An 18,515-nucleotide genomic window follows, 5' to 3' on the forward strand; every position below is an offset into this window, starting at 1 on the left:
ATCCGCTATTTGGTTCGCTATTTCTTGCCGTACGACACGCCCATGCCGGCGCGCACGTCGGCCTGGATGCCGTAGGGCGCGATCGGATAGCGCAGACCGTTCTTGGCGAGTTGCTTCATGCCCGCGATCGCCTTCACGAGGTAAGCCGGCGGCAGCGCCATCAGCATCTCCTCGTCCGGCACGCCGCCATAGCGGCGCTCGGCAAAGCACGGCAGCGACAGGCTCGGCTCGCCGGTCTTCAGCGCCCGTCCCCAGGAATCCGCGCAGGCGGTTTCGCCAACGACGCCCCACTCGAATTTCTTGTAGCCGGTGTACTGAAGGCCGTTGATCAGGATGATCATCTGTCCCGGCGTCGCATAGACGAGGCAGATATCGGGCGGATTGAGCCGGCCAGAGGTGAGCGGGCTCACCGCCATCGCCTGGTACTGGCCGTAAGGCACGACGTCGAGCGCCTCCTGGCGCTTGCGCGCGTCCTCCGCGGTGCCGTGCCAGACCCCGACATAGTTTTCGCCGGCAAGCCACTTCTCGTCCTGCGGCGCGAGCCCGATCACGGCGCGGCATTGCGCGCCGACCAGATCGTCGCCGGTGATGCCGACGGTCCAGCCGAGCCGCGAGGCCATGCTGACGATCTGGTCGGTGGTGTGCACCGCCGACGGGCGGCGAATTTTCGGGATCGCCGCCATGTCCTCGACACGGGAAAACATCTTGATGCCGATCACCGTGGTCTTCAGCCGCAGCAGGCTGTTCAGATCGGCGACGATGGCACCGAGGTCGAACTGTTCCGGCGGTGTCTGCTGCTGCATGGCGAAAACTCCCGTGATCGGCGGCTTGACGCCGCCTGTTGCTGCGATGTTAGCCGGATTGCGCGGCTGATGCGACGCCCTCGTGGCGCGCCTTATGGCGTCGCCGGACCCGGCAGCAGATCGTCGGTCTTGCCGGCCAGATGATAGGCCACGAGGCCGATCCACTCGCGCATGCCGAGCTCGGTGCGCGCCAGCCCTTCGATCGCGAGGTTGGCGAAGTCGAACACATTGCCGACGCGCCAGTCGACCGGATAGGCCTCGACCTTGAATCCCGCCTTGCGGAACAGCCCGACCGCGCGCGGCATGTGATAGGCCGAGGTCACCAGCAGCCAGCGCTCGCCCGGCTTGGGATCGACCAGCGCCTTGGAGAACACGGCGTTCTCCACCGTGTTGCGCGAGTTGCGCTCGATGATCAGCCGCGATTTGGCAATGCCGAGGCTCTCGAAGGTCTCGGCGGCATAGTCGGCCTCGCGCGCGTCGGTCGCGATCAGATTGGCGCTGCCGCCGGTGAACACGAGCCGCGCATTCGGATATTTGCGCGCCAGCGCCACCGCCGCGATGACGCGATCGGGCGCGGCGCGCACCACCGGCATGCCGTGGGCGGCCGAGATGTCGGCGTCGATCGAGCCGCCGAGCACGATGATGCCGTCGGGTGCGCCGCGCGAGGCATCCCACGGCGGAAAGCGCTGCTCCAGCCCGTACATCAGGATATTGCCGAGCGGCGAGAAGCCGCACACCACGAGCAGCAGCAGCGACGCCACCATCAGCCAGCGGCCGAACCGAGCGAACCGCGTCAACAGCAGGATGGCGCCGATGACGCCGATACCGATCAGGAAGTTGATCGGCAGCAGCATGATGCCGAGTGTCTTGGAGAGCACAAAAAACAAGGGAAGCCTCTGGGAAGTTCTGCCGTCACGTCATACGCTGTCGTCGCAGCAATCGAAAGACGTCACATGCCCCATCATCACCTGAAGTCCAGTCCCGAAACCTGTCATTGGGGCTTTTTTGAAGCCAAGCTGAAGCCGGTGCTGACCATCGCGAGCGGCGACGAGGTCACGATCGAAACCGTCAGCGGCGGTGCCGATGTGGTGCCCGACCGCAGCAAGTTTCATGTGCCGCCCGAGCTGGACGACATCCATGCGAAGAACGAACGCATGGTGCCCGGGCATATCCTGACCGGCCCGATTGCGGTCAGCGGCGCTGAACCCGGCGACGTGCTCGAGGTCGATATTCTCGATGTGCAGTTGCGCCAGGACTGGGGCTACAATCTGATCAAGCCGCTGTCCGGCACCCTGCCCGACGATTTCCACGAAATGCGCATCCTCAACATCCCGCTCGATCGCGCGCGGATGGTCGGCCGCATGCCGTGGGGACTCGACCTGCCGCTCAAGCCGTTCTTCGGGGTGATGGGCGTCTCGCCGCCGCCGGCCTGGGGCCGCATCTCCTCGCTGATCCCGCGCGCGATGGGCGGCAATCTCGACAACAAGGAGCTGGGTGCCGGCGCAAAGCTCTACCTGCCGGTGTTCGTGCCGGGCGCGCTGTTCTCCTGCGGCGACGGCCATGGCGTGCAGGGCGACGGCGAGGTCTGCGTCACCGCGATCGAGACCGCGCTGACCGGCCGCTTTCGCCTCACCCTGCGCAAGGATCTCAAGCTCGCCTATCCGCGCGCCGAGACCGCGGATCATTACATGACCATGGCGATGGATCCTGATCTCGACCAGTGCGTGGTGCGGGCGCTGCGCGACATGATCGTGCTGCTCGGCGAGAAGCGCAATCTGTCCCGCGAGGACGCCTACACGCTGTGCAGTCTCGCCGCCGACCTCCGCGTGACGCAGACGGTCAACGGCTCCAAGGGCATTCACTGCATGATCGCGAAGTCGGTGGTGCACGGCTAAGGCTGTCATTCCGGGGCTCGCGAAGCGAGAACCCGGAATCTCGGGATTGGCAAGCGTGCAAGCCAACCTCGAGATTCCGGGTTCGATGCTGCACATCGCCCCGGAATGACGAAGGTGGTGACTCGCCGCACTTGTTCCGCGCGACCGGCTCGATACACTCCGTCCCAACGTACACAAAGCGACGGGGACGGAACATGCTGAAGGACAGGCTTTCGCCGGCCGACGAGGCCACGCGTGATGCGGAGATGCAGGCGACGCTCGCCGCCTGCCCGCGCATCCTCGATCTGATTGCCCGCGGCCCGCAGGGCGCGCCGGACGCCGAGGCCGTGATTTACCTGCGCGCGCCGCTAGATCCGAATCCGGTCGTACTCTCGAACGATCATCTGATGGGCTGCGTCAAGGCGGCCGAGACCTACTTTCGCGGCCGCGGCATCGGCAAGGACGATCCGGTGGCGATCCTGCTGCCGGCATGTCCCGCGACGGTGGTCGCGATCTTCGGCGCGGCGGCCTGCGGCATCGCCGAACCACTCAATTTGCTGTTCACCCGCGAAGCCATCGTCGCCCAGCTCAATGCGATCAACGCAAAGCTGCTGCTGGCGCCGCCGCCGGGTATGCCGGGCGGACTATATGAGAAGGTCGAGGGCCTGCAGCGCGAGGTGCCTTCGCTCAAGGGGATCGTGGTCGTGCCGCTCGACGGCACCATCTCGTTCGACGGCGAGGTGCTGCGGCCGGATCCGGCCTGGCGCGACGACTACGGCAAGTCGACGGACAAGAGCGAGGCCGACCGCGTCGCGGTGATGCTGCCGACCGGCGGCACCACCGGCCATCCCAAGGTGGCGCGGCTCACCAACCGCGCGATGGTCGCCTCCACCGTCTCCTCGCGCATGGCGCTGGATTTCCAGCGCGGCGAACGCGCGATGATCACGCTGCCGCTGTTCCATGTCGGCGGCCTGTTCTGCACCACGGCCAATTGCCTCGCCGCGGGTACGACGATGTTCATTCCGGGCCCCGCCGGTGCGCGCGATCCCGCATTGATCACCAATTTCTGGCGGATCATCGAGAAGCATCGCATCAACATCGCCGGCAACGTGCCGACCACGCTCGGTGCGCTGGCTGATATCCCGGTCGCCGACAGCGACATCTCCTGCCTGCGCGTCACCGCCACCGGGGCTTCGATCTGCCCGCCGGAGATCGAGCGGCGTTACCTCGCGACCTGGGGCGGCGCCTGCATCCAGCAGCTCTACGGCATGACCGAGCTCGCTGGCGCCATCACCCATGACGTGCACGGCGTGAAGCCGCGCGCGGAAAGCGTCGGCACCCGCAATCCGCTGGTCGAACTCGCGATCCTCGACGGCGGCAAGCTGCACACCGGACCGTGGCCCTCGCCGGTCGGCGAGTTGCTCACCCGAGGGCCGCAGGTGTTCGCCGGCTACGTCGACAGGAAGCAGACCGAGGAAGCGTTCCGCGATGGCTGGCTGCGCACCGGCGACATCTGCCGGATCGATGCCGACGGCTTCGTCTACATCCTGGGGCGCGCCAAGGACGTCATCATCCGCGGCGGCCACAACATCGACCCGCGCGCGATCGAGGACGCGGCACTGCAATTCCCCGGCGTCGCGCTCGCCGCCGCGGTCGGCCGCCCCGACGCCTATGCCGGCGAGGTGCCGATGTTGTTCGTCTCGGCACAGCCCGGCGCCCAGATCGATTCGCAGGCGCTCGCCGCCTTCGTGCAGGAGAACATCCTGGAGCTGCCGGCGCGGCCGCGCGTGGTGTCGGTGATTGCGGAAATGCCGGTCACGCCGGTCGGCAAGATCTTCAAGCCAAAACTGCGCGAGATCGCCGCCGGCGAGGCCGCGCGTGAGCTCTTGAAGCTGGAAGGCCTCGGCGAGGTCAGCGTCGACGCCATCACCGACCCGTCGCGCGGCCTGTATCTGAGTGTGACGGCGCCGCCCGACAAGGCCGAAACCGCGGAGCGGCTGCTCAAGAAGTTTCCGGTCAAGGTTGAGTTGCGCGCCTAACGCATTCATCCGACTGGATAATCCGTCAGCGTCAACGCTGCCGTCACGCCGGGACCAAGCCCCGGCGTGCGCTCGCGCGCGCCTGTTCACCCCGCAAAAGCCCGGCTTGACGGACCGTCACATTCCTAAATAGAGTCTAAATAGATACTTTTCAGTAACCGAGTTCAGAGTTAAGCGTCTCCTCATGGCTACGGAAAAGGCCGAAACCGACCGCGTCCCGGTTACGCTGGCGCTCTCGACCATTGGTTATCTCGAGAAGCTGGTACGGCAGGGCACCCACGGCACGAGCGTCCCGGGCGTCGCACGGACATTGATCGAGGAAGGCATTCGGCTCGCCATCAAGGACGGGTTGCTTGCAATCCGCGACAACGGCCGCACGCCCTGACGGGACGTGTCGGCGCGGCGGTTCAACACACAGAACGTGGAACCGTCAGATGATTGCCAACCAACACATCCTTCAACCCACCCCTCAGCCCACTTGGACGCCGGAGCGCATCGACCAGCTCAAGAGCTATTTTGCCGCCGGCCTGTCCTGCCGCGACATCGCCGTCAATATCGGCGTCAGCCGCAATGCCGTGATCGGCAAGCTGTCACGGCTCAACCTGACCCGCACATCGCCGGAGGAGCGACGCGCGCGGAGGAAGCGATCTTCTCACCCCGCGCAGAAGTCGACGGCCAAGCAACCGTTCCAGATCCGGCACGCGGTCTACGACCAGGAGCCGGACGACGCGCCGATCGTCAGCGCCAACCATTGCTCGCTGCTCGAGCTGAGCGAGCAGCACTGCCGCTGGCCGATCAGCACGCCCGGCGCCGAGGATTTTTGCTTCTGCGGCAACACCCCGCTCGGCGGCATGCCCTATTGCTCAGGGCACTACCGCCTCGCCTACCAGGTCGGCTCGCGCCACCGCGCGGCCCGCGGATAGCGTTTTCAAGCGAAGTGGACACCGGTTCGCGTGAAGAAAACGCGTCAAAGCAAGGACGAGCTTCGGTTCTGATCCATTCAGAACCGAAGCTGTAGTCAGCCGACCTTCCAGCCGGTCTCGGCGACGATGCTCTGATAGAACTCCGGCGTGTAGGCCTGCTCCGGCGTCTTGCGCACGCGCTCGTCGAGCAGGTGCGCATCGTCGCCGACCAGGATGCGCCAGCGGTCGGCCTTGACGCCGTCGAGAATGATCTTGGCGGCGGCGGCCGCCGTGGTCGGCGCCTCGTCGTGGAAGATCCGGGCGCGGTCGAGCGCGAGCTTCTGGATGTCGGCATCCGACAGCTTTGCGACGTCGACGCCCTGCCCCTTCAGGCGCTGCCGGGCCTGCGTCAACTCGTCGGCGGATAGCTGATCGGATGCGGTGCCGAGCTGCACCTTGCGCGAGTTGGAGACGATCGACGTGCCGATGTGGCCGGGCATCACGACCGAGCATTTGACGTGCGGCGCGTTGAGGCGAAGATCGTTCATCAGCGCTTCGCTAAATCCCTTCACCGCGAATTTGGCGGAGCAATAGGCGGTATGCGACACGCCGGGCCCGACCGAAGCCCAGAAGCCGTTGACGCTCGAGGTGTTGACGATATGCGCTTCGTCGGCCTTCACCAAAAGCGGCAGGAAGGTGCGGACGCCGAGATAGACGCCGCCCCAGCAGATGTTGAAGGTGCGCTCCCACTGCTCGCGCGTGTTGATGAACATGCTGCCGCCGCCGCCGATGCCGGCATTGTTGAACAGCAGATGGATCTTGTCGGTCGCCTGCTGCTCCATCAGCTCGTCGCGAAACCGCTTGTAGTGATCCTCGATCGAGACGTCGGCGATATGGGTGGTGATGCGCAGGCCCTGCGGCAGCCGCTCGACCTCGCAAAGCCGCTTGGTCTCGGCCATCGCTTCCGCCGAGACGTCGCACATCGCGACGTTGCAGCCTTCGGCAACCAGCTGCCGCGCCAGCTCGCGTCCCATCCCTGTGCCGCCACCGGTGATGACGGCAATCTTTCCCGCAAAATCCTTCATGTGAGATCCGTTTCGTCCCTGCTTTTTCTTTGTATCGGTCGGCGCGCGGATCGCGGTCCCAACCGTTTCGCGCTGCACTCTACATCACCGATTTGTCGGCCAGCAACGCCGCCCGCGCCTCACGCGGGTGTGAGCCGAAGGCTGCGTAACGAACACATTCCGCGCTGCGAACAAACCGGTATCGACAATCGGAGACGATGACCATGACGGTCCTGAACAGGATGGTCGCTTCCATGCTGATGACGATCACCGACGGAATTTTGACCGCGGCTGCTCGGCCGGTGAAGGCCAGAGCCGTGATCCACCGTGGTTAGGCCGACAGGTCAGCCGCCGCCAGGCCGTTCCGCCGCAGCGCCAGGCCGCGGAACTTAAATCGCGTTCCATGGTTGAACCTTCTCCCTGCGGCCGAGACCTACCCGACAGGGAGCGTTTTCTTCCAGGGAGGTTGGAATGACCCACTGGCATGACACGATGGTCGATCAACCCGACACCTCGAGCGCGGCCTATGCCGCCGGTTGGACCATCAGCGGGCTGGCGGTTCTCGGTGTCGTCGTCTGCGTTTGGGTCCTCGGAATCTAATCCCAACCGCAAAGCTTGAGCGAGCTATTCGGCCGCCTCGACGCGCTTGCCGGCAAGCGCGCCCATCCCCTCCAACGCCTTTCTGATCGCCGTCTGTTGCACCGCCGAAGCCTCCGGCATCGGCGCCCGCGGAAAAGTTTGCGGCAAGCCCTGCAGGGTCTGGGCATAGCGCGTGCAGGCAGGCAGATTGTCGGCGATCACGGCGTTCCACAATGTCAGCAGTTTCTTGTGCAGGTCGAGCGCACGTGCATGATCGCCCGCCTTCACGGCGTCCCACAGCGCCACCGACGCATGCGGTGCAGCGGTGAGAATTGCCGCGATCGAGCCGTGCGCGCCGAGCGTATAGGACGGATACATCAAGGCATCGACCGCGCTGAAGATCAGTTTGTCGGGCGCCATCATCATGAGGTCGGCGAACAGCTTCAGGTCACCCGCGCTCTGCTTGACGCCGATCACCAGCGGCACCTCGGTCATGATCCGCGTCAGCAGCGCCGGCGACAGATAGGACCACGGCACCACGTTGTAGATGATGATGGGCATGCCGGTCTCGTCGGCGATGCGGCGGAAATGGCCGACCATCGCCTCGTCGTCGGGCTTGAACAGATAATGCACCGGCGTCACCTGCAGCGCCGCGACATCCATGTCGCGCACCAGCCTGCCGCGCCTGACCGCGTCGCGCGTGGAGTCGACGATGATGCCGGCGATCACAGGTGCGCGGCCCCTCGCCGCCTCGACCGTCGCCGCGATCAGGTCGCGATATTCCTCGTGGTCGAGCGCGTGGCCCTCGCCGGTCGAGCCGCCGGCCGCCAGGCCGTGGCTGCCCGCGCCGAGCAGCCAGTCGACCTGCGGCGCCACCAGCTTGAAATCGATCTCGCCGTCGCTCCGGAACGGCGTGGTCATCGGCGGTATCACGCCGGTCGGACGTGTCTTCATCGGCTTGCCCTCGCTGTTTCCCGCCGATCGGATCCCGCTCTTGGCGGCGGTGATCGCGCTCGGCGGACCAAGCGTAGCGATTGCCGCCGCGGCGTCCAGTCGTCGCACTGGAGGAGCTGGCCGGTGATGCGGACATGACGCGGGACGAAGTGCCGCACGAGTCTAGCGAATGAAGAACCTGAGCAGGCCGCGCCAGGAGATGTCGAGGATCACCTCATGGTGCCGCAGTCCCTTGCCGCCCTTCACCGGCCCGAGATCCCGTATCAAGCAGTAGTGGCCGCTGCTCATGCGAGCCAGACGGCTGTTCCTGAAGCGTCCCATCGATGGCGAGAATGCATTGCGGATCGATTCCGTCAAATCTTGACGGCATCGAATCGGCGGCGCGACGAGCGGCGATCGTTGCCGTGAGAACGCCAAGGCTGGAATCAAAAACCTCCGGCAGGGCATTGCCGGAGGTTTGGGAGGCTTAGCATGAAGCTAAGAAGCCAGTGTTCAATGTTTGGCCAATCCCTATATAGTTTAGTAGATCAGGTAAGTAAATAAGTTTGCCGCGAATGAATCGCATGGCACGTCTTCGTGATCGGCGTGAAGCACGTTTGTCACAGCAGCATTCGCAACACGTCTTCACCAGAGAAAAACCACCAGAGAAAAACCCCGACAGTTGCCTGCCGGGGTTTCTGTTGCATCGTGATCAGATCAACCGGGTGTTACCAGTTGCGCTGAGCGCGCAGGAGCAGCATCACGGTATCCTGGTCCTTCAGCTGGTAGGTCGCGCTCGGCTTGCCGATGGCGCCAGCAGAAGTGGTGATCGTGCCTGCGTACTTCTGATCGAGCATGGTGTAGGTCACGTCCGCCGAGAAGGTCAGGTTCTTGACCGGGGTCCAGCGGGTGATGATACCAATCTGACCGATGTTGTAGTCGGGGTTGCAGTTGGTCACGCCAGCGCCGCCAGCGAAGGCCGCGCGGAACGTACCACCGACGGCGCCACCGACGCCGCAGATGAGGGTCTTAGCCGTATCGTTGTACATGATACCGGCATAAGCACCGTAGATGCTGGTGTTCCAGTAGGGATCCCAGTTGTGGGTGTACGCACCGCGCATACCCCAGGTCTTGACCGTCTGCTGCTGTCCGCCAGCCACGAACACGGTGTCCGGAGCGGTACCGAAGCCGACGCTGCCATAGGCACCCGGCAGGCTCGAACCGCTGTAGATCGCGATCGCGCCAGCCTGGCTGGCCAGGTCCTGGATGTTGTAACGGGTCGCACCATCCGTATAGACGCCCTGGACGTTGATCGTGTCGCCAGGTCCGGTCGGGATGTTCTTGATCGACAGAGCCAGCTGACCAGCCCAGCCCCACTTGTCGTCCGGATGGCCGGTCAACTCGGTCGAGCCGTAGTAGGCAGCGTGGTTGTCATGCGCAGCGACCGACGCCTGGAAGACACCCCAAGCCTGGTCGATCTTGAGCGCGGCGACGAAGTCCGGCGAGATCGTGCCGGCATAGTCGCTGGCGCCGTAAGCACCACCGGCGCTCAGGTTGTTGACGCCAGCCTGGAAGTACTGGGTCTGATCCTGGGCCGACAGGGCCAGCGACACGCCGTTGCCGAACTGCGCGGTGTAGGTGAACTGGTTGACGCCAGTGACCGTGCCGCCGCCGCCGACGAGACCGTCGAAGTTGTTGCCCGGATAGTTGGTCCAGGGCGCGCTGAACTGCGAGATCGCCTTGCCCATGGTGAAGCCGGCGAACTGGATGAAGGCGAAGTAGACGCCGACCGTGCCGTAGGAGCCGTTACCGGCACCGGCGTTGTTCGGGGCCGAAGCCGGGGCAACCGTGCCGCCGCCGCCGAGCGCCGAGTAGATGGTCGAGCCCGGAGCCGCGCCGTTCACGGCGTAGTTGTCCGTGGTCCAGGTGAACACCGCATCGAAGTAGGTGCGGACCACGCCGTACTCGGTTGCGGTGCGCGTATCGATGTTCAGGTCTTCACGCGAACGCCAGGTGTAGCCGTTCGTGAAACGGTTGTTGGCGCCGCCGGGGCCGTTGTAGTTCGGGCCAGCAACGCTGTTCGCGTTGACGACCATGTCCATACGCAGGTAGCCGCCGAGCTTGATACAGGTGTCGGTGCCCGGGATGTAGTAGAAGCCGGGACCGTACAGGGAGCAAACCTTCACGTACTCGACCGCTTTGGCCTTGACGGGAAGATCAGCCGCCTGCGCTCCGCCGACCGCTACGAGAGCAGCCGCCGAGCCCAGGATAAGGCTCTTCACCAATTTCATATTAAACCTCCAAGTTGCTCATATGCGGAGAGTCCGGGCCGCGAGCGCCCCGAGATCTCCCGCATATCGAAAATCGCTTCCCCAAACCCCGCGCCCCTGATCAACCCCAGGGAGCGCGACGGACTTGAACGATCAACGCAACGGGACGATCGAGATTCCCCTACCGCCGGGGTTCAATATGCATTGGCCAATTCCCTAATCAAAATAGTTTATAAAGTCAGCTATACGAATGCGGTCACACTGTGTCCCGCGGGCAACGCCACCCCCGCTAGCCCTTTGCAGCTACGGGGAAAACCTGTCACATCCGAAAAAACCCAACTGTCATATGACCATCATAATAGCTTTAGGGTCACTTGCGTTCGTGGCTCACTTGCGAGCACAATCGCACCATTCGCGCAGGTAACAAGAATCAAATCAGCGCAAAGCTGGTCCCGCGCCCGAGGAAGAGGGGAAGCAGTGTCAGTGACAAGGAAGGAGACGACGCGTCAGCGCGCCATCGAAAATCTCGACATCATCAAGCGCTTCACGCTCGAGATCTCATCGATCAACTCGCATCTGGAACGGGTCCGCCAGTTGTGGGGCAAGGCGCTCGGCGTCAGTGGTCCGCAATGGATGATTCTGATCGCCGTCTCGGATCTCGCCAAGGATGACGGCGTGCCGATCAACGTGGTGTCGAAACTGCTTCACGTCGATCCGTCGTTCGTGACCACCCAGTCCAAGCTTTTGGAACAGAAGGAGCTGCTGCGCCGCACGCCCTCCCCGGCCGACGCGCGGGTGGTCAACCTGTCGCTCACCGACAAGACCCGAAAGCATCTCGCCGGTCTCGCCGAGCAACACCAGGCATTCCGGAAAACCGTGTTCGAAGAGTTCAGCGAGCGTGAGCTGGCCGACTTCACGACCAAGCTCGCCGAGCTCAACAACCGTCTCGAAAAGGCCTGCCTGCAGGCGGCGCTGCAAAGCAGGCTCTGACGCGGCGAAGGGGCGCTTGCAGCCGCAAGTATTGCGCCGTTACCTCGATCCGCTGCGCGGACGCAGCCTCGCAAATCAACGGCGATCCCGCCGTTCCTCAGCGAGTGCGAACATCCTGTTTTCTTCACGGCGCCCTCCCCGCGTATTGCACCGCGAAGAAATCGTGTGATCGGACAACAAGGCTGTCCCAAACTCAAATTGCCTCTGCCGGCAACGCCGACGAATTTGGCGACGGTCCTTGCCGGAGCTTTTGGACCCACCCGCGGCCCGCCGACGGCGTGCAGGTGTTCATCAACCTGCGCAAATACGGAATTCCGCCGTGCTGCGGCGCACAAATGAACTTACTTCAAATCTGTTGAAAAGCGAGACAAATCCTTTGACATTGATAAACTGCATTCGCCGTAACAACTTATGGAGCGTTTGCATGAGTGTTAGTGCGGAAGTTCTCGCCCGTGCCCCGTTGGAACAGTTGGCTGGCGAAATCGATCCTTTGAGTTCGCCTCGACCTCGCAGCAACATTCGGCCTCTCTCGCCGATGCCGGACTACGTCGAGCACCGCAACGGCGTCAACGAGGTGGGCAAGCTCTCGGCCGAGGCGGTCGTGCGCGAATACGAAGCGGCGGTGAAAGAGATTGAGGCCCTTGGAACGGAATTGCAGTTGGCCGCCAAGAACTGCGAGGCAATGGTGGCGGGCGTCCATGACATGATCGCAGAAATCAAGGAGTTCGCTGCAGGTTACCGCGATCAGGGCAAGCGTTTTTTCCTGAAGATCGAAGCCGTCTCGTTGATGACCACCGAGGTCAGGGATACCTGCGAGGCACTCAAGAAAAAGATCGCGACCGACACATTGAGCCAGTGATATTTCGGCTGGGCCGCGTTTCGTGCTCAGCGCATCCGTCGATTTCTGCGATCGTGGGATGATCCTGTTTGTGCTGAATGGCTGCGCTATTCCGGCGCGGCGGGCCTGCTAGTTCTGTTAAGTCGTTCAACATATTGCCCCCGCTTCGGCGGGGCTTTTGTGTTGCAAGGGGTAACCTCCGCGCGCGGCGACCCCGGAACGGGCCAGACCCCGTTAATGACCTCGCGTCAGGTCCACGCCGAGCCATGTCCGTTGCCCGGAGGCAAAGGGATATCGCCGACCAGCGGTCGTTATGTGCGACCTCTGATTTCAATCCGCGTCGCGTAGAGAGTTTTTGGTCGGAGCGAGAGGATTTGAACCTCCGACCCCTAGTCTCCCAGACTAGTGCGCTAACCGGGCTGCGCCACGCTCCGATGCCGTTCCATTAGCTGCGATCCTGCGTTCGCGCAAGGCGGGGACCGGCCTTAATGGTGTCAATCGGGGGCCGGTTCCCCCAAGGATCAGCTGTCCTTCGCTGTCAGCCGTCCTTCAACGCCGCGTCGATCATCTGGCGGCAGGCGACCAGGTCCTGCAGCACGCGCTCGAGGCGCTCGCGATCGGCGGCCGGAACGCCGGCCCGGGCGGCCGCCGCCGGCGCCTTGTCCGCCGCCTTGGCCGGCTGGGCGCGCGCCTTGTAGGTCGACAGGATCGGGTCCTCGTCGGGATCGACAAAGCGGTAGTCGATGCCGCCCTCGTCGCCGTCGCCCTCCTCGCTGTCGAGATCGATGCCGTCGTTGAGGTCGGCATCATCGGCCTCGGCCATGCTGTGGCCGACCGCCTCCTCGACCGCGCCGAACGAGATCGCCGCGGTCTGGTCGGCGATTCCCTGCACCGACTTGATGCCGTGCTCCTTCAGGATCCGCTGCACGCCGCGGATGGTGTAGCCCTCGCCGTACAGCAGCCGGCGGATGCCCTTGAGCAGATCGACATCGTCGGGACGGTAATAGCGGCGTCCGCCGCTGCGCTTCATCGGCTTGATCTGCGCGAAGCGCGTCTCCCAGAATCTCAGCACATGCTGGGGAATATCGAGCTCGTCAGCGACTTCGCTGATCGTACGGAACGCATCCGGCGCCTTGTCCAAATGCCCGCTCCTCTCGCCTTAGTTCAAATGGTCACTCGGCCTTGCTGCCGTCGCCATTGGCGGCCACATGGCCGTTGATCCGCTGCTTCAGGATCGCCGACGGCTTGAACACCATCACCCGGCGCGGCGAGATCGGCACCTCGGTGCCGGTCTTCGGGTTGCGCCCGATGCGCTGTCCCTTCTTGCGCACCATGAAGGAGCCGAAGGAGGACAGCTTCACCGTCTCGCCCTTTTCCAGGCAATCGGTGATCTCCTTCAGCACAAGCTCGACGAACGCCGACGATTCGGTGCGCGACAGCCCCACCTTCTGGTAGACCGCCTCACATAGATCGACGCGCGTAACTGTTTTTCCGGTTCCCGTGGTCATCGCCTGCCCCGCACTCTCGGCGAACAATTTCTTGACTGAAATTAAAAGCTTAGCGCGCAATGGTCAACAGCGACAAGCATGCCGGCGATGAAAGATACCGGCAAATCATCAGTAACTTTCCAGGCGTTGGGTCACCAGCGCACGAGCGCCGAACCCCAGGTAAACCCGCCGCCCATCGCCTCGAACAGCACGAGATCGCCCTTCTTGACGCGGCCGTCCTTCACCGCAACGGCTAGCGCGAGCGGAATCGAGGCGGCCGAGGTGTTGCCGTGCTTGTCGACCGTCAGCACTACCTTCTGCGGCGCAATATGCAGCTTATGCGCGGACGCGTCGATGATTCGCTTGTTGGCCTGGTGCGGAATGAACCAGTTGATGTCCTCGGCGGTGAACCCGGTGGCATTGAAGGCGTCGACGATCACGTCGGTGATCATGCCGACCGCATGCTTGAACACCTCGCGCCCCTCCATCCGCAGATGCCCGACCGTCTTGGTCGAGCCGGGACCGCCGTCGACGAACAGCTTTGCCTTGTGGCGTCCGTCGGAGCGCAGATGCGTGGTCAGCACGCCGCGATCGGCGGTGGTGCCGGCATGCGGCTGCGCCTCCAGCACCACGGCGCCGGCGCCGTCGCCGAACAGCACGCAGGTGCCGCGGTCGTTCCAGTCGAGGATCCGCGAGAAGGTTTCCGCGCCGATCACCAGCGCCCGCTTGTGGGTGCCGGCGCGCAGGAAATTGTCGGCGGTGGTCAGCGCGAACACGAAGCCGGAGCACACCGCCTGCAGGTCGAAGGCGACGCCGTGGTTGATGCCGAGGGCGTGCTGGACCGCGACCGCGGTGGCGGGAAAGGTGTTGTCGGGCGTCGAGGTCGCCAGCACGATCAGGTCGATCGACTGGGCGTCGATCCCGGCATCGGCGAGCGCGGCCTGCGCCGCCTTGATCGCCAGATGCGAGGTGAACTCATCGTCGGCCGCAATGTGGCGCTCGCGGATGCCGGTGCGCTGCACGATCCAGTCATCCGACGTGTCGATTCGAGCAGCCAGTTCGGCATTGGTCAAAACCCGCTCCGGCAAATATGAGCCGCAGCCGAGCACTACCGAACGTATAGCAGTCACGAGACATCCTCCGGCGCGGTCTGCGCCTGCACCAGCGCGCTGCCGTCACGATTGAGCATCTGATTGATCTTGGTGAGGAGATCGTAGTGGGCCATCTCATAGCCAACATCCACGGCATAGGCAAAGCCTTCCGCGTTGGTGCCGCCATGGCTCTTGACCACCACGCCCTGCAGGCCGAGCAGCACGCCGCCATTCGACTTGTTGGGGTCGAGCTTGTCGCGCAGCTTCCGGAACGCGCCGCGGGCGAACAAATAGCCGATCCGCGCCAGCAGGCTCGAGGACATCGCCTCGCGCAGGAAGCTGAACATCTGCCGCGCGGTTCCCTCGGCGGTCTTCAGCGCGATATTGCCGCAGAATCCCTCCGATACGATCACGTCGGCCGCGCCCTTGCCGATGCCGTCGCCCTCGACAAAGCCGATATAGTCGAACTGCCGCGAATTCATCGCCCGCAGCATGCCGGCCGCCTCGCGGATCTCCTCATGGCCCTTGACCTCCTCCTCCCCGATATTGAGCAGGCCGACGGTCGGCCGTTCGAGGTTGAACAGCACGCTCGCCATGGCGCTGCCCATCACGGCGAGCGTCGTCAGGTGGCGGGCATCGCCGCCGATGGTGGCGCCGAGGTCCAGCACGACGGAATCGCCGCGCAGCGTCGGCCACACCGCGGCGAGCGCCGGGCGGTCGACCCCCGGCAGCGTCCGCAAATTGAGCCGGCCCATCGCCATCAGCGCGCCCGTGTTGCCGGCGGATACCGCGACATCCGCCTCGCCATGCTTGACCGCATCGATCGCCATCCACATCGAGGAGGCCCTGCGGGTCCGCCGCAGCGCCTGGCTCGGCTTGTCGTCATTCTTAACGGCGACGTCGGTGTGGACCACCTTCGACACCGCCTTCAACGCCGGGTGCCGCGCAAGTTCGGGTTCGATCCTGGCCTGGTCGCCGAACAGCAGGAATTCGCTGTCGGGATGACGGCTCAACGAGATCGCGGCGCCGGGAATGACGACCGATGCGCCGACATCGCCCCCCATGGCGTCAAGCGCGATTCGAACCTTATGAGGCATGAACGTCCCGGAAACCTGCTCTCCCCGCAGTCCCGTTCGGACGAGACCGCGAGCTTGAAGTCACCGCTGCTGGCGGCGCGCGGCCAAACGCCAAGTCGCGTCCCGGCCGGGCGGCGACAATAGCGTGTCCGCGGTCCGACACAACCTTTTGGACCACACAGGCCCGAGCCGCGGACGCGCTACGCAATGCCTCACAATATAGCGGAAACATCCGACATTTCAATATTTTGTGCGATATTTTTGAAGTGATGGCCGACACCCTTCGCGCGGCGGCGCACGCAAGCCATCCCCTCAAAAGTCACCGCTAACCGCCCTTCGGCTTCTTGCCGCCGCCCTTTTCCTGCAGCGCTTTCAGCGCGGCAAAGGGATGATCTTCCGGATCAGGCGCTTCAACCATCCGTTCAAAGACCGCGTCCGGCTTGCGCGGATAGGGGTCGATGCCGAGAAACAGCGCGTCGGTGGCGAGCCGGCCGATATCGATGAAGCCGCCCTCGATCGGCTCCGGCGGGTCCGGCGTCTCCTCGTCGCTGTCCTCGGCCTCGTCGACCAGGTCGGCCATTTGCGGAATCTGCTCCGGCGGCGCGAAGATCACGTCGATCTCTTCGTCGATCGCGTTCTCGATCGGATCGAGCGTCACCACGCAGGTCTGCCCGACCCGCCCCTGCACCTGGCCGGTGACGTGGTAGCTGCCGTCGCGCCTCGGCATGATATCGAACGCCGCATGCGCGGAGACCACCTCGCGCAGCTCGGCGAGCTCGGCCATCGCCTTGCGCGCCGCCTCGTCGGCCTCGATCTCGCGATGCAGCCCGGTCTCGGGGATCTGGGCGACATTGACCAGCACCCGCCAGGGGTCGCGGTCGCGCGGTGCACCCTGCCGTCCGCTGCCGCCGCTCATGCCGCCGTCCCCGCAGTCAGCGGCGCGGGGAAGCGCCACGTGCCCGCGCCGAGCGCCGCGAGGTCGGCGCGCGCCAGCGCCGCCGTCGCCGCCCGGGCATAGGCAGCCAGTTCGCGCGCCTTCTCGATGTCCTGACCATTGAGAATGTTCTTGCAGAACGATCGGGCCAGGGCCTCCTCGCTGTCGGTCAACGCCAGGTCATAGGCCGCCGTCCGGCCGTAAAATGCCTCGCCGAAGGCCTGCATGCGCTTGGGCACCGTGAGGTCGCCGACGCCCATTTCCCGGAGATTATCGTCCATGTCGGTGCAGAAATGATCGAACAGCGCCTGCGACAGGTCCGGCCCGGCTTCCGCCGATTTGAGCCGCCGCAGCACCAGCCAGAGGTGCATCAGAAGCAGGTCAAAACGGCCGTTAACCGTGTCCGGGACGCCCAAGTCACGGTAAAACAACGGTTCTCGCGCCTGCGTCACGATCATGCCATAGATGGTCTCAATGGTGCTGCGCGCGGGCTGCCGGGGTTTCCTGAAGTGATTGAACGGCCAAAGCATGATGGGTTCCGGCTGCGGGCCCCAAAGGTCGCCTGTTGAGGGGGCGGTCCGTTGGGCCTCGGCAATATTGCAATCCATTGAGCTGCCCGGTACGTCAACGCCTCGCCCGATGCAAGGGGACGGATCAGTTCCGCCGATGAGCCAGACCACTCCAAGACATTTTCGCGCCCCGTCCGCGCGCAGCCTGTTCTCGCGCTTCCGCGCGGTGGCCGCAGCGGGCCTCGTCTGCGCCGCCCTTGCCGGTTGCAGCGGCGAGCAATTCCAGAAGGGCTATATCCTGCCGCAGGGCGCGCTCGAGCAGATTCCGATCGGCGCCAGCCAGGACCAGGTGCTGATCGTGCTCGGCACCCCGTCGACCGTCGCCACGCTCGACGGCGAGGTGTTTTATTACATCTCGCAGCGGACCTCCCGCCCGGTCGCCTTCATGAACCAGCAGGTGGTCGACCAGCGTGTGATCGCGGTCTATTTCGACAAAAATCGCCAGGTCCGGCGGCTCGCCAATTACGGCCTGAAGGACGGCAAGATCTTCGACTTCGTCAGCCGCACCACGCCGACGTCAGGTCAGGAAATGTCGTACCTGACGCCGCTGTTCAAGCTGCTCAGCTTCAACTAGGGCATGACCCGGAAAAGTGCCGGGCGCCCGACCGGGCGCGGCTGGTTCGCCTTGCTTTGCCTGCACATGACCCTACGGTGCGCCCGGTCACGACGAGGATCATGTCGACAATGGACGCGTCAATGAACTGCCCGAAATGCAATTCCGAGCATGCCTATCAGGACGGCGCTCTCTGGGTTTGCCCGGAATGCGCCCATGAGTGGAGCGCCCAGGCGGCCACGGCCGGCGAGGTCGCGCAGGAGGCGGGCGTGCGCGATGCGCACGGCAACCCGCTGGCGGACGGCGACAGCGTCATCGTGATCAAGGACCTCAAGGTCAAGGGCTCGTCATCGGTCGTCAAAGGCGGCACCAAGGTCAGGAACATCCGCCTCACCGAGGGGAGCGACGGACACAACATCGCCTGCAAGATTGACGGCATCGGCGCGATGAACCTGAAGTCGGAGTTCGTGAAGAAGGCGTAGCGTTGCCGCGTTCTGGCACTGGAGCTTCGAA

Annotated in this window: 22 protein-coding genes and 1 tRNA gene; 9 read left to right on the forward strand and 14 right to left on the reverse strand. The window is 64.2% G+C overall.

Features of this window, described 5'->3' with window-relative positions:
• Positions 1 to 17 precede the first annotated feature (17 nt).
• Together XH93_RS23385 and XH93_RS23390 are read right to left on the reverse strand one after the other, a co-directional pair.
• On the reverse strand, positions 18 to 803 hold the full coding sequence (locus tag XH93_RS23385; protein ID WP_194469307.1) for a DUF169 domain-containing protein: 786 nt from the start codon (positions 801 to 803) through the stop codon (positions 18 to 20).
• 92 nt (positions 804 to 895) lie between these two features.
• On the reverse strand, positions 896 to 1,690 hold the full coding sequence (locus XH93_RS23390) for a YdcF family protein (RefSeq protein ID WP_194469308.1): 795 nt from the start codon (positions 1,688 to 1,690) through the stop codon (positions 896 to 898).
• Between the two features lie 66 nt (positions 1,691 to 1,756).
• Here XH93_RS23390 and XH93_RS23395 point away from each other — a divergent pair, with 66 nt between their 5' ends.
• The 4 genes from XH93_RS23395 to XH93_RS23410 all read left to right on the forward strand — a co-directional run bounded on the left by XH93_RS23395 (position 1,757) and on the right by XH93_RS23410 (position 5,639).
• The gene (locus XH93_RS23395; protein ID WP_194469309.1) at positions 1,757 to 2,698 is read left to right on the forward strand and encodes an acetamidase/formamidase family protein; all 942 of its coding nucleotides are present in this window, start codon (positions 1,757 to 1,759) and stop codon (positions 2,696 to 2,698) included.
• A 194-nt stretch (positions 2,699 to 2,892) separates the two neighbouring features.
• Positions 2,893 to 4,716, forward strand: a complete 1,824-nt coding sequence (locus XH93_RS23400) for an AMP-binding protein (RefSeq protein ID WP_194469310.1) — start codon at positions 2,893 to 2,895, stop codon at positions 4,714 to 4,716.
• 184 nt (positions 4,717 to 4,900) lie between these two features.
• Complete coding sequence (locus tag XH93_RS23405) at positions 4,901 to 5,101, forward strand: hypothetical protein (protein ID WP_016844973.1); 201 nt, start codon at positions 4,901 to 4,903, stop codon at positions 5,099 to 5,101.
• Positions 5,102 to 5,150: 49 nt separating this feature from the next.
• On the forward strand, positions 5,151 to 5,639 hold the full coding sequence (locus XH93_RS23410) for a GcrA family cell cycle regulator (RefSeq protein ID WP_194469311.1): 489 nt from the start codon (positions 5,151 to 5,153) through the stop codon (positions 5,637 to 5,639).
• A gap of 95 nt (positions 5,640 to 5,734) precedes the next feature.
• Here XH93_RS23410 and XH93_RS23415 read toward each other — a convergent pair whose 3' ends face one another.
• Entirely contained in the window at positions 5,735 to 6,703 is a 969-nt protein-coding gene (locus XH93_RS23415) for an SDR family oxidoreductase (protein WP_194469312.1), read from the reverse strand.
• A gap of 79 nt (positions 6,704 to 6,782) precedes the next feature.
• Entirely contained in the window at positions 6,783 to 6,953 is a 171-nt protein-coding gene (locus XH93_RS23420; protein WP_194469313.1) for a hypothetical protein, read from the reverse strand.
• A 200-nt stretch (positions 6,954 to 7,153) separates the two neighbouring features.
• Between XH93_RS23420 and XH93_RS42785 the strand changes: the two genes are divergently transcribed.
• Positions 7,154 to 7,282 carry a hypothetical protein gene (locus XH93_RS42785; protein ID WP_256436476.1) on the forward strand — a complete coding sequence of 43 codons (129 nt, stop codon included), beginning with the start codon at positions 7,154 to 7,156 and terminating at the stop codon, positions 7,280 to 7,282.
• Positions 7,283 to 7,306: 24 nt separating this feature from the next.
• Here XH93_RS42785 and XH93_RS23425 read toward each other — a convergent pair whose 3' ends face one another.
• From XH93_RS23425 to XH93_RS23435, 3 genes are all read right to left on the reverse strand, one after another.
• The gene (locus tag XH93_RS23425; protein WP_139862684.1) at positions 7,307 to 8,215 is read right to left on the reverse strand and encodes a dihydrodipicolinate synthase family protein; all 909 of its coding nucleotides are present in this window, start codon (positions 8,213 to 8,215) and stop codon (positions 7,307 to 7,309) included.
• A 162-nt stretch (positions 8,216 to 8,377) separates the two neighbouring features.
• A complete protein-coding gene (locus XH93_RS23430) occupies positions 8,378 to 8,632 on the reverse strand; it encodes a hypothetical protein (RefSeq protein WP_139483180.1) in 255 nt (84 codons plus the stop codon).
• 290 nt (positions 8,633 to 8,922) lie between these two features.
• Positions 8,923 to 10,485: a porin gene (locus XH93_RS23435; RefSeq protein ID WP_139483179.1), complete on the reverse strand. Its 1,563-nt coding sequence runs from the start codon at positions 10,483 to 10,485 to the stop codon at positions 8,923 to 8,925.
• A 456-nt stretch (positions 10,486 to 10,941) separates the two neighbouring features.
• Here XH93_RS23435 and XH93_RS23440 point away from each other — a divergent pair, with 456 nt between their 5' ends.
• Together XH93_RS23440 and XH93_RS23445 are read left to right on the forward strand one after the other, a co-directional pair.
• A complete protein-coding gene (locus XH93_RS23440) occupies positions 10,942 to 11,454 on the forward strand; it encodes a MarR family winged helix-turn-helix transcriptional regulator (RefSeq protein ID WP_139483178.1) in 513 nt (170 codons plus the stop codon).
• Positions 11,455 to 11,878: 424 nt separating this feature from the next.
• The gene (locus tag XH93_RS23445) at positions 11,879 to 12,313 is read left to right on the forward strand and encodes a hypothetical protein (RefSeq protein ID WP_244622294.1); all 435 of its coding nucleotides are present in this window, start codon (positions 11,879 to 11,881) and stop codon (positions 12,311 to 12,313) included.
• Positions 12,314 to 12,648: 335 nt separating this feature from the next.
• Here XH93_RS23445 and XH93_RS23450 read toward each other — a convergent pair.
• From XH93_RS23450 to XH93_RS23480, 7 genes are all read right to left on the reverse strand, one after another.
• A tRNA-Pro gene (locus XH93_RS23450) sits at positions 12,649 to 12,726 on the reverse strand.
• Positions 12,727 to 12,830: 104 nt separating this feature from the next.
• Positions 12,831 to 13,433: a MerR family transcriptional regulator gene (locus XH93_RS23455; protein ID WP_194469314.1), complete on the reverse strand. Its 603-nt coding sequence runs from the start codon at positions 13,431 to 13,433 to the stop codon at positions 12,831 to 12,833.
• A gap of 31 nt (positions 13,434 to 13,464) precedes the next feature.
• Complete coding sequence (locus XH93_RS23460; RefSeq protein ID WP_139483176.1) at positions 13,465 to 13,800, reverse strand: integration host factor subunit alpha; 336 nt, start codon at positions 13,798 to 13,800, stop codon at positions 13,465 to 13,467.
• 131 nt (positions 13,801 to 13,931) lie between these two features.
• On the reverse strand, positions 13,932 to 14,909 hold the full coding sequence (locus tag XH93_RS23465) for a beta-ketoacyl-ACP synthase III (protein WP_194469315.1): 978 nt from the start codon (positions 14,907 to 14,909) through the stop codon (positions 13,932 to 13,934).
• On the reverse strand, positions 14,906 to 15,967 hold the full coding sequence (gene plsX / locus XH93_RS23470) for a phosphate acyltransferase PlsX (protein WP_139483174.1): 1,062 nt from the start codon (positions 15,965 to 15,967) through the stop codon (positions 14,906 to 14,908). The genes XH93_RS23465 and plsX overlap by 4 nt, the downstream gene beginning before the upstream one ends.
• 304 nt (positions 15,968 to 16,271) lie before the next feature.
• Positions 16,272 to 16,862 (reverse strand): DUF177 domain-containing protein, encoded by a 591-nt coding sequence (locus XH93_RS23475; RefSeq protein ID WP_194469316.1) that lies wholly within the window; start codon positions 16,860 to 16,862, stop codon positions 16,272 to 16,274.
• Positions 16,859 to 17,410 carry a ubiquinol-cytochrome C chaperone family protein gene (locus tag XH93_RS23480; protein ID WP_194469317.1) on the reverse strand — a complete coding sequence of 184 codons (552 nt, stop codon included), beginning with the start codon at positions 17,408 to 17,410 and terminating at the stop codon, positions 16,859 to 16,861. Before XH93_RS23480 ends, XH93_RS23475 begins: the two co-directional genes overlap by 4 nt.
• Before the next feature lie 136 nt (positions 17,411 to 17,546).
• Between XH93_RS23480 and XH93_RS23485 the strand changes: the two genes are divergently transcribed.
• Together XH93_RS23485 and XH93_RS23490 are read left to right on the forward strand one after the other, a co-directional pair.
• Positions 17,547 to 18,023, forward strand: a complete 477-nt coding sequence (locus tag XH93_RS23485; RefSeq protein WP_194469318.1) for an outer membrane protein assembly factor BamE — start codon at positions 17,547 to 17,549, stop codon at positions 18,021 to 18,023.
• Between the two features lie 110 nt (positions 18,024 to 18,133).
• Positions 18,134 to 18,484, forward strand: a complete 351-nt coding sequence (locus XH93_RS23490; RefSeq protein ID WP_194469319.1) for a zinc ribbon domain-containing protein YjdM — start codon at positions 18,134 to 18,136, stop codon at positions 18,482 to 18,484.
• Positions 18,485 to 18,515 lie beyond the last annotated feature (31 nt).

It is taken from the genome of Bradyrhizobium sp. CCBAU 51753 (assembly GCF_015291565.1).
Lineage (GTDB): Bacteria > Pseudomonadota > Alphaproteobacteria > Rhizobiales > Xanthobacteraceae > Bradyrhizobium > Bradyrhizobium ivorense.